This window comes from Sphingopyxis sp. SCN 67-31, from assembly GCF_001725095.1.
Genome location: NZ_MEFH01000118.1, coordinates 1 through 9,032, shown reverse-complemented (window position 1 = coordinate 9,032; position 9,032 = coordinate 1). Strand labels below are relative to the sequence as shown.

11 protein-coding genes are annotated in these 9,032 nt (G+C 66.5%); 8 read left to right on the top strand and 3 right to left on the bottom strand.

Annotated elements, in window-relative coordinates:
* The 3 genes from ABS88_RS20605 to ABS88_RS20595 all read left to right on the top strand — a co-directional run.
* Positions 1-192, top strand: a 192-nt coding sequence (locus ABS88_RS20605) for a hypothetical protein (protein ID WP_286750452.1), incomplete at its 5' end; no start/stop codon positions are given.
* Positions 193-379: 187 nt separating this feature from the next.
* Positions 380-1,012 (top strand): DUF1013 domain-containing protein, encoded by a 633-nt coding sequence (locus ABS88_RS20600; protein ID WP_040589884.1) that lies wholly within the window; start codon positions 380-382, stop codon positions 1,010-1,012.
* A gap of 3 nt (positions 1,013-1,015) precedes the next feature.
* Positions 1,016-2,158, top strand: a complete 1,143-nt coding sequence (locus ABS88_RS20595; RefSeq protein ID WP_286750451.1) for an MBL fold metallo-hydrolase — start codon at positions 1,016-1,018, stop codon at positions 2,156-2,158.
* A 9-nt stretch (positions 2,159-2,167) separates the two neighbouring features.
* Here the strand turns inward: ABS88_RS20595 and ABS88_RS20590 are convergent, their stop codons facing one another.
* Complete coding sequence (locus ABS88_RS20590) at positions 2,168-2,671, bottom strand: GNAT family N-acetyltransferase (RefSeq protein WP_286750450.1); 504 nt, start codon at positions 2,669-2,671, stop codon at positions 2,168-2,170.
* A 90-nt stretch (positions 2,672-2,761) separates the two neighbouring features.
* On the opposite strand from ABS88_RS20590, the gene ABS88_RS20585 reads away from it, so the two are divergent.
* Together ABS88_RS20585 and ABS88_RS20580 are read left to right on the top strand one after the other, a co-directional pair.
* On the top strand, positions 2,762-3,133 hold the full coding sequence (locus ABS88_RS20585; protein WP_286750449.1) for a dihydroneopterin aldolase: 372 nt from the start codon (positions 2,762-2,764) through the stop codon (positions 3,131-3,133).
* Positions 3,130-3,897 carry an SDR family oxidoreductase gene (locus tag ABS88_RS20580; protein ID WP_286750448.1) on the top strand — a complete coding sequence of 256 codons (768 nt, stop codon included), beginning with the start codon at positions 3,130-3,132 and terminating at the stop codon, positions 3,895-3,897. Before ABS88_RS20585 ends, ABS88_RS20580 begins: the two co-directional genes overlap by 4 nt.
* Positions 3,898-4,009: 112 nt before the next feature.
* Here ABS88_RS20580 and ABS88_RS20575 read toward each other — a convergent pair whose 3' ends face one another.
* Both ABS88_RS20575 and ABS88_RS20570 read right to left on the bottom strand, forming a co-directional pair.
* On the bottom strand, positions 4,010-5,443 hold the full coding sequence (locus ABS88_RS20575) for an NAD-dependent succinate-semialdehyde dehydrogenase (protein WP_058811182.1): 1,434 nt from the start codon (positions 5,441-5,443) through the stop codon (positions 4,010-4,012).
* 76 nt (positions 5,444-5,519) lie between these two features.
* Positions 5,520-6,119: a TIGR02466 family protein gene (locus ABS88_RS20570; protein ID WP_058811181.1), complete on the bottom strand. Its 600-nt coding sequence runs from the start codon at positions 6,117-6,119 to the stop codon at positions 5,520-5,522.
* Positions 6,120-6,291: 172 nt separating this feature from the next.
* Here ABS88_RS20570 and ABS88_RS20565 point away from each other — a divergent pair, with 172 nt between their 5' ends.
* The 3 genes from ABS88_RS20565 to ABS88_RS20555 form a co-directional block, all read left to right on the top strand.
* Positions 6,292-7,212 (top strand): SMP-30/gluconolactonase/LRE family protein, encoded by a 921-nt coding sequence (locus tag ABS88_RS20565; RefSeq protein WP_286750447.1) that lies wholly within the window; start codon positions 6,292-6,294, stop codon positions 7,210-7,212.
* 28 nt (positions 7,213-7,240) lie between these two features.
* Positions 7,241-7,942, top strand: a complete 702-nt coding sequence (locus ABS88_RS20560; protein WP_286750446.1) for a VIT1/CCC1 transporter family protein — start codon at positions 7,241-7,243, stop codon at positions 7,940-7,942.
* 14 nt (positions 7,943-7,956) lie between these two features.
* The coding region (locus tag ABS88_RS20555) for a DUF2855 family protein (protein WP_286750445.1) at positions 7,957-9,032 on the top strand (1,076 nt) is incomplete at its 3' end.

Here is a 9,032-nt window from a genome sequence, read left to right as displayed (position 1 = left end):
GGCTGGTTCGGCATCGCGGCAATGAACCGCACCCTCGCCGAGCGCCGGCTGGTGCAGGATATGCAGATGCTGACGAGCAGCGGATCGGTGCAGGCCGCCTGTCTCGACTGCCGCGCCTATCTGCCGCCCGTGCCGGCCGGCTCGGCAGAGGCGAAAGGCCTGATCGGGATGCTGGCGTTCCTTTTGAAATAGCCGAGCGGCACATCGCCGGGCGGATCGGAACAATATTGCCGCAAACGGCGCCGAATCGCCGGGGCTTGCCGCCATCGGCAAAGGCGTATAAAGCCGCGGCCAATGTCCGGCCGCCCCGCGAGGGGCGGCCCTTATTATTTCCGCTTTTGGAGAAGCAGTCATGGCCAATGCCGATGCCACCCCGCTGATGCCGCATGCGACCGCCGCCTGGCTGGTCGACAACACCGGCCTGACCTTTGCGCAGATCGCCGATTATTGCGGCATCCATATCCTGGAAGTGCAGGCGATCGCCGACGAGACCGCGGCGACCAAATATACCGGCCGCGATCCGGTTCGCGCCCACGAACTGTCGATGGAAGAGATTGAAAAGGGCCAGAACGACCCGAACTACAAGCTCAAGATGACGAAGCAGGCGCAGGACACGATCCGCCGCACCCGCGGCCCGCGCTACACGCCGGTCAGCAAGCGTCAGGACAAGCCCGACGGCATCGCCTGGATCCTGAAGAACCATCCCGAAGTGTCGGACGGCGCGATCGGCAAGCTGATCGGCACGACGCGCAACACCATCGGCGCGATCCGCGATCGCAGCCACTGGAACAGCGCGAACATCGTGCCCAAGGATCCGGTGACGCTCGGTCTCTGCTCGCAGCGCGAACTCGACGCGATCGTCGCGAAGGCCGCGAAAAAGGCGGGGATCAAGGCCCCCGAAGACAGCCGCTTCGAAGGCGACCGCGAAGCGCTGCTCGAGGAGCTGCGCGCCGAGCGCAGCGCCGCCGCCGAAGCACGCGCGGCAGAGGATCATTCGGACGACGAAGCCTGACGCATGGCGGTCGGCGGCGACGAGGATGATATTCCGGCGGCCAGCGGTTCGCCGGACGCGTCGCTGACCCAGGACGACAGTTTCACCGCGACGAGCCATGCCGGCCTGACCTATCCCTGGGGCGACGCCGCACCGGGGATCGGCGAAACGATCCGTATCGCCGACGGCATCAGCTGGGCGCGCATCCCGATGCCGGGTTCGCTCGGCCACATCAACAGCTGGCTGCTCGACGACGCTGCCCCCGACGGCTCCGACGGGGTGGCGGTGGTCGATACGGGCATTTGCCTGACCATCTGTTCGGACGCCTGGAAAGCGCTCTATGCCGGGCCGCTCGCGGACACGCGCATCACGCGCGTCTTCGGCACGCATCTGCACCCCGACCATATCGGCCTTGCCGGCTGGATCGCGAAGAAGCAGCAGGTGAAGCTGTGGATGACGCGCGGCGAAATGCTCACCGCGCGCGCCATCGTCGCCGATTCGTCCGACGTCGCACCCGACGAGGTGCTGGCCCAGTCGCGCGCCGCGGGATGGGACGACGAGGCGATCGAGCGCCAGCGCGCGGGCGGCTGGAACATGTTTCAGCGCATGATCTTCGCACTGCCGCGCAGCTATGTCCGCATCGCCGACGGCGACCGGATCGATTTCGGTAAACACATGTGGCGCGTCGTCACCGGGTCAGGCCACAGCCCCGAACATGCGTGCCTGTGGAACGAGCGCGAAGGCGTGCTGGTCTCGGGCGATCAGGTACTGCCGCGGATCAGCTCGAACGTGTCGGTCAACATCACCGAACCCGATGCCGATCCGCTGGGCGAATGGCTCGCCTCGATCGACAAGCTGCTCGCGACCGTTCCCGCCGACGTCGTGACCTGTCCCGCGCATGGCGAGCCCTTTCGCGGGCTGCACGTCCGCCTGATGGCGCTCCGCGACGAACACCGCATGCGGCTCTACAAGGTTGCCGAAGCGGTCGCCGAAACCCCGATGCGCGCGGTCGACACCTTCCCGCTGCTGTTCAACCGCCCGATCGGCGCCCACAACCAGAATCTGGCGACCGGCGAAGCGCTGGCGCATCTCAAGCGGCTCGAGGTCGAAGGCCGCGTGCGCAAGGAGGATCGCGGCGGCGTGTGGTGGTATCACGGGGTCGCCTGAAGCGATCCTTCAGCGCGGGCCGATCATCCCCGCAGCGACAGGCAAATCGTGACTGTTGACGGCGAGCGCGAGCAGGCGGTGCTTTTCATAGGGGCCGGGCAAGTCCCACGCCCCCGTCGCGTCCGCGGTGAAGCCAAAGAAGCGGCCGTAATATTCGGGATCGCCGATCATCATCAGGGCGCCGTCGGCCATCGTCTGCGCCGCTTCGAGCATATGGTCCATCAGCGCGCGGCCGTGGCCGCCGCGCTGGACGTCGGGGCGCACGGCGACCGGGCCGACCATCACCAGCGGCGTCGCCGCTCCCTGCGCATCGCGATGCGCGACCGGCCAGCACTGGATCGTGCCGACCAGCGCGCCATCCTCGACGGCGGCGAAGCTGAGGCAGGGAACCGCATCCATGCCCTCGCGGATGCGATAGGCGGTTCGTCCAAAGCGGTCCGATCCGAAAGCGGCGTCGAGGAGCGCCTCGACCGCCTGCGGTTCGATTTCGGACAATGGAAGTAACTCGACCAACGCGCACCCTTTCGCTAATGCGGCGGCGCTTTAGGGTCGCCGACCGGCAATGGAAAGCCGAATGTCGCGCCCGTACGACAGGAATTTCTTGTGACCGACACATTGTGGCTGGAAGTGGACGGGCTGACCGTCGATGTGCTGACCGGCATTTATTCCGAAGAAACCCACCTGCCGCAGCCGCTGCGCATTTCGGTGCGTGCGCGCTTGGTGATGGCCGATCATTATGACCCGGCAACCCCGCTCAGCGCCTCCAAAAACTATATGAACCTGAAATTCGCGGCGACCGAGGGACTGCCCAAGGACGTGCATTTCGTGCTGATCGAAAGCGTCGCCGACCATATCATCGACACGCTGTTCCTGCAGGACGAAAAGGTCGAAGAGGTCGAGGTGAAGATCGTCAAGCTCGCGATCGCCGAGGATGGTGAAGAGATCGGCATCACGATGCGCCGGGCGCGCAAATGACGGCGGCGCCGATCGCACTCGTCACCGGTGGTCTGCACCGGATCGGCGCGGCGATCGCGGCGCGGCTCGCGCACGAGGGCTATGCGCTCGCAATCCACAAGCGCAGCCCCGGCGCGGCCGATGCCGTGCTGGCGGACGCGCTGGCCGACACGGGCGCCGAATGTCACCGCTTCGCCGCCGACCTCGCCGATCCGGCCGCCGTCGATGCGCTGGTGCCCGCGGTGATCGCAAGGTTCGGCCGTGCGCCAGTGCTGCTCGTCAACAACGCCTCGCTGTTTCCCGAGGGCGAATGGGACACGCTGACCGGCGCCGCGCTGGCCGAAACGATGCAGATCAATCATCACGCGCCGGTGATGCTCGCGCGCGCCATGGTCGCCGCGAACGAAGGCGGCCGGCGCCCCGCGATCGTCAACATCCTGGACCAGCGCATCGCCAACCCGGTGCCCGACCAGCTTGCCTACAGCCTGTCGAAGCAGGCGCTGTGGCAGGCGACGGCGACGCTGGCGGTCGCCTTCGGCGCGCGCGCGCGCGTCAATGCGGTGGCGCCGGGGCTTACCCTCCCCACCGACGATTACAGCGCGGGACAGATGACGCGGCTCGCGGCACGCATGCCGCTCGGCGCGCTGCCGACCCCGGACGATATCGCCGACGCGGTCGCCTGGCTCGCCCGCGCCGAGGCGGTGACGGGGCAGACGATCTTCGTCGACGGCGGCGCGCATCTGGCGCCGCTCGGCCGCGATTTCGTAGCGCTGGAGCGCGATTGACGACCCGCTTGTCCCCGCGAAAGCGGGGACCCGGAGCCAGATCAGGCGAGCTTCGCTTTAGGACGCTCTGGGCTCCCGCCTGTGCGGGAGCACACGCAAAGCAGTTGGCCGCTCAGTAAATATGCACCGCCTTGGCGACGAGATAACCGTCGAGGCCTTCCGGCCCGCTCTCGCTGCCGAAGCCCGATTCCTTGATCCCGCCGAAGGGCATGTCATTGGCCGAGATGACGAAGCTGTTGATCCCGACCATGCCGCTTTCGATGCCGTCGGCGACGCGGTTGATGCGGCGGCCGTTTTCGGTGAAGGCGAAGGCGGCAAGGCCATAGGGTAGCCGGTTCGCCTGTTCGAGCGCGTCTTCTTCGGTCGCGAACGGCCGGATCAGCGCCATCGGGCCAAAGGGTTCGTTGTTCATCGCATCGGCGTCGAGTGGCACATCGGCCAGCGCCGTCGGCTGGAAGAAATAGCCTTCGCCCGTCGCGGCGCCGCCCGCGATCACCCGCGCGCCCTTTGCGGTCGCATCGGCAATCATCGCCTCCAGCGCCGGCGCGCGGCGCGCGTTGGCGAGCGGTCCCATCTGGGTGCCGGCATCGAGCCCGCTGCCGATCTTCACGCGCGCGGTGCGTTCGGCAAAGCCCTTCACGAAGGCGTCGTAGATGCCGTCCTGCACATAGAAGCGCGTCGGCGAGACGCAGACCTGGCCGGCGTTGCGGAACTTCTGCGTCACGACGCGGTCGAGCGTCGTTTCAAGGTCGCAATCGTCGAACACCAGCACCGGGGCGTGTCCGCCGAGCTCCATCGTGATGCGCTGCACCCGGTCGGCGGCGAGCTTCATCAGATGCTTGCCGACCGCGGTCGATCCGGTGAAGCTAACCTTGCGGATCACCTCGCTGCCGAGCAGGTGGCGGCTGATCATGTCGGGATTGCCATAGACGAGCTGGACCACGTCGCCGGGGATGCCCGCATCGGCAAGGCAGCGCATGATCGCGCTGGTGCAGCCCGGCGTTTCCTCGGGCGCCTTGGCGATCACGACACAGCCCGCGGCGAGCGCCGGCGCGACCTTCTTGATCATCAGATTGACAGGAAAATTCCACGGGCTGAACGCCGCGACCGGACCGACGGGCTGTTTCAGCACCATCGCGCGCTGACCCGCCGGGCGCTGCACGACGCGGCCCTCGATTCGCTTGCCCTGTTCGGCAAAATATTCGAGCAACGACGAGGCCGAAAGCACTTCGCCGCGCGCCTCGGCGATCGGCTTGCCCTGTTCGAGCGTGAGCAATGTCGCGATATGGTCGGCGCGTTCGCGGATCAGTCCGGCGGCCTTGCGCATCAGCGCGGCGCGCTCGTCAGGGGTCTTGGCGCGCCAGACCGGCCAGCCGCGCGCCGCGGCGGCAAGCGCTTCGTCGAGGTCGGCCGCGGTCGCGACGGGAAGCTCGGCGATCGTCGCCGCGGTTGCGGGGTTATAGACCGGCCGCGCCTCGCGCCCTTCGCCGCTCCGCCAGGCACCGTCGATGAAAAGCTGGAGGTCGGCGTCGTAGGTCGCGGTCATTGGGCAATTTCCTGTCTGATCCGTTCGCATCGAACGGGAAATGGAGGGTCATCAGATGGCGCCCATATAGGACCGATCAGCGATAGTTAAAGCTGATGCTGATCCGTTCGTCCTTGCCGGCGTTCGGCATCACTTCGTGCCGCAGCCAGCTTTCCCACAGAAAGATGCGCCCCGCCGCGGGCTCGGCATAGATGAAGGGCTGCAGGCTCTCGGGCGCGTCTTCGCTCCGCCCCGGCGCCGCCATCAGCATCGCGAGTCGCGGATCTTCGAGCTTCAGCGCGCCCGATCCGGGGGGCACGGCGACATAGAAGGTGCCCGATACGATGCTGTGCGGGTGGATATGCCCGCTGTGCGTACCGCCGGGTTTGAGGACATTGACCCACAGGCTGTCGAGCTTGAGCGGCTTGGCGAGATCGAAGTGACACGCCTTGGCAAAGGCCTTCACATGCTTGTCGAGCAGGCGCTTGAGGTCGTGAAAGGCGGGGTCGCGGTCGGGCAGGTCGTCAAGGCTGGCATAGCTGGTATAGCCGCGATAACCGTGCGCGCGGCTCCACGCCTTGCCCGCGCCATCCTCGCGCGCGAACAGCCGGCAGCTTTCCTCCAGCTCTTGCAGCAGGTCGGGCGCGGCAATGTCGGCCTCGTAAAAATTTGTGGCGAAGAGCGTGCGAACGGGCATGATGCGCGCAAAGCATAGGATAAGCGCAAGAGCAAGCGGGAGAGCGACGCGCGCGCACCGCCATCTCTTCGTCACCCCGGACTTGATCCGGGGTCCATTATCCGCTGCGTTGGAAGGAATGGATGCCGGATCAGGTCCGGCATGACGAATAGCAAAAGCAAGGGAGACGAGAATGGCCGAGTTTGAACTGATCGCCGACGGATTGCGCTTTCCCGAGGCGCCGGTGGTGATGGACGACGGCAGCGTCATCGTGACCGAGATCGAGGCCGGCCGTATCACGCGCTGCTGGCCCGGCGGTCGCAAGGCGGTGATCGCGACCCCCGGCGGCGGTCCCAACGGCCTGGCGATCGGTCCCGACGGCAAGCTTTACTGCTGCAACAACGGCGGCTTCGAATATACCGAATCGAACGGCTATCTGGCACCGCACGGCATCGCGAAGGATTATTCGGGCGGCCGCATCGAACGCATCGACATCGAAACGGGCGCGGTCGAAATCCTCTATAAATCGGGCGACAACGGCGTCGTGCTGCGCGGCCCCAACGACATCATGTTCGACAGCCACGGGGGCTTCTGGTTCACCGATCATGGCAAGGTCGATTATGAAAAGCGCTGCCACGACATCGTCGGCATCTTCTATGCCAAGGCCGACGGCAGCTTTATCGAGGAAGTGATCTTTCCGTCGAACAATCCGAACGGCGTCGGCCTCTCACCCGACGGCAAGGCGCTCTACGCCGCCGAAACCTACACCTGCCGCCTGATGAAGTTCAACATCACGGCGCCCGGCAAGGTCGCCCCCGACGCCGGTCCCGGCGGCCCCGGCATCCCGCTCTATCGCCCCGCCGGCTATAAATTCTTCGACAGCCTGGCGATGGAGGCGAGCGGCAATATCTGCGTCGCGACCATCGGCGAATGCGGGATCAGCGTCGTGTCGCCGTCGGGAGAGTTGGTGGAGTTCGTCGCGACCGACGATATTTTCACCACCAACATCGCCTTTGGCGGCGCCGACATGCAGGATGCCTATATCACCTTGTCGGGCACCGGGCGGCTGGTAAAGACGCGCTGGAACCGGCCGGGACTGACGCTGCAATATTGATCGGTCGCCGGTCGGAATAGGGGAAGATATGCGCCGCGATACTCACCGCGAAACCCACTCTGTCGCGCGGATCGGATGGCTGCGCGCCGCGATTCTGGGCGCCAACGACGGCATCGTCTCGACCGCGAGCCTGATCGCGGGGGTCGCGGCGGCAGGCGCGGCGCAACCCTCCATCCTCCTCACCGGCATCGCGGGTCTGGTCGCCGGTGCGATGTCGATGGCGGCGGGCGAATATGTCTCCGTCAGTTCGCAGGGCGACGCCGAAAAGGCCGACATCGCAAAGGAACGGCAGGAACTCGCCACCGACCCCGAATTCGAGCTGGAGGAGCTAACCCAAATCTATCAGGAACGCGGGCTCGACCGTCCGCTTGCCGAACAGGTCGCCGCGCAGCTTACCGCGCACAATGCGCTCGACAGCCATTTGCGCGACGAACTGGGGCTGACCCACCATATGAAGGCGCGTCCGGTGCAGGCCGCCGTCGCATCGGCCGCCAGCTTCACCGCGGGCGCGGCGCTGCCGCTGCTGGTGGTTTTCCTCGATACGGGATCCTCGCTGCCGTGGACGGTGTCGGGCGCGTCGATCGTTTTCCTTGCGATCCTCGGCGCGCTCGGCGCGTGGGCGGGCAATGCGCCGATGCTGCGCCCCGTGCTGCGCGTCACCTTCTGGGGCGCCTTCGCCATGGCGCTGACCATCGCGATCGGATCGCTGTTCGAAGCGCCGCTGGGCTGACGGGAGAGAGAAGCATGAACGATACGGCCTGGACCATCGACATCGATCGCGACACCATTTCGAAGGCGGCACTCGCACGGGCGGATCATGCGCCGCTGCGCGCCGGCGAGGTTCGTGTGCGCGTCGACAGCTATGCGATGACGGCGAACAACATCACCTACGCCGTCTTCGGCAAGCCTGCGGGGCTGTTCGGCAACGATCAGGGCTATTGGGACTTTTTCGCCGAGCGTGACGCGCCCGCCCGCCTGCCCGTCTGGGGGTTCGCCACCGTGATCGAGAGCGCCGCCGAGGGCATCGCGCCCGGCGATCGCTTTTACGGCTATTATCCGATGGCAAGCCATGCGGTGCTCAACGCGGGCAAGATCGGCGCCGGCGGCTTCACCGACATCACGCCGCGGCGCACGACCCTGCCCCCCATCTACAACCAATATCAGCGGATCGAGGCTTTGCCCGACTATCGCGCCGATCATCATGATTATTGGCCGATCTTCCGGCCGCTCTTCCTCACCGGCTGGCTGATCGCCGACCAGTTCGAGGATGAGGGCGATTATGGCGCCGACCAGATCCTGATCGCCAGCGCGTCGAGCAAGACCGCGATCGGCCTCGGCTTCGCGCTCGCCCAGCGTGCGGGGCCCCGCCCCGTCAGCATCGGGCTGACGAGCAAGGCCAATGTCGCGGCGCTGGCCGCGCAGGGCATCTACGACCGTGTGATCGCCTATGACGACATCGCTACGCTCGACGCTGCGGCGCCGTCGGCCTTTGTCGACATGGCGGGCAATGCCGCGGTCACCCGCGCGGTGCACGGCCATTTCGGCGATGCGCTGAAAGTATCGATCATCGTCGGCAAATCGCACTGGGACGCCGAGGCCGACGCTGCGGCGCTGGCCGGCCCCGAACGGCAGGGCTTCTTCGCCCCCGGCCGCAGCCAGAAGCGCGTCGGCGACTGGGGCGCCGCGGGCTTTGGGCAGCGGATCGCCGAGGCATGGCTGGGCTTCATGGCGGTTGCGCCGCGCATCGCGCGCATCGACCGGCGCGAAGGTAGCGCCGCGGCGCTCGATGCCTATCGCGAAATGCTGTCGGGACGCGCCGA

Excerpts from the sequence above, each read along its gene's own strand:
- ABS88_RS20600 (WP_040589884.1), top strand. The coding sequence starts at position 380 with ATGCCGCATGCGACCGCCGCCTGGCTGGTCGACAACACCGGCCTGACC.
- ABS88_RS20560 (WP_286750446.1), top strand. The coding sequence starts at position 7,241 with ATGCGCCGCGATACTCACCGCGAAACCCACTCTGTCGCGCGGATCGGA.
- ABS88_RS20575 (WP_058811182.1), bottom strand. The coding sequence starts at position 5,443 with ATGACCGCGACCTACGACGCCGACCTCCAGCTTTTCATCGACGGTGCC.
- ABS88_RS20565 (WP_286750447.1), top strand. The coding sequence starts at position 6,292 with ATGGCCGAGTTTGAACTGATCGCCGACGGATTGCGCTTTCCCGAGGCG.
- ABS88_RS20570 (WP_058811181.1), bottom strand. The coding sequence starts at position 6,119 with ATGCCCGTTCGCACGCTCTTCGCCACAAATTTTTACGAGGCCGACATT.
- ABS88_RS20580 (WP_286750448.1), top strand. The coding sequence starts at position 3,130 with ATGACGGCGGCGCCGATCGCACTCGTCACCGGTGGTCTGCACCGGATC.
- ABS88_RS20595 (WP_286750451.1), top strand. The coding sequence starts at position 1,016 with ATGGCGGTCGGCGGCGACGAGGATGATATTCCGGCGGCCAGCGGTTCG.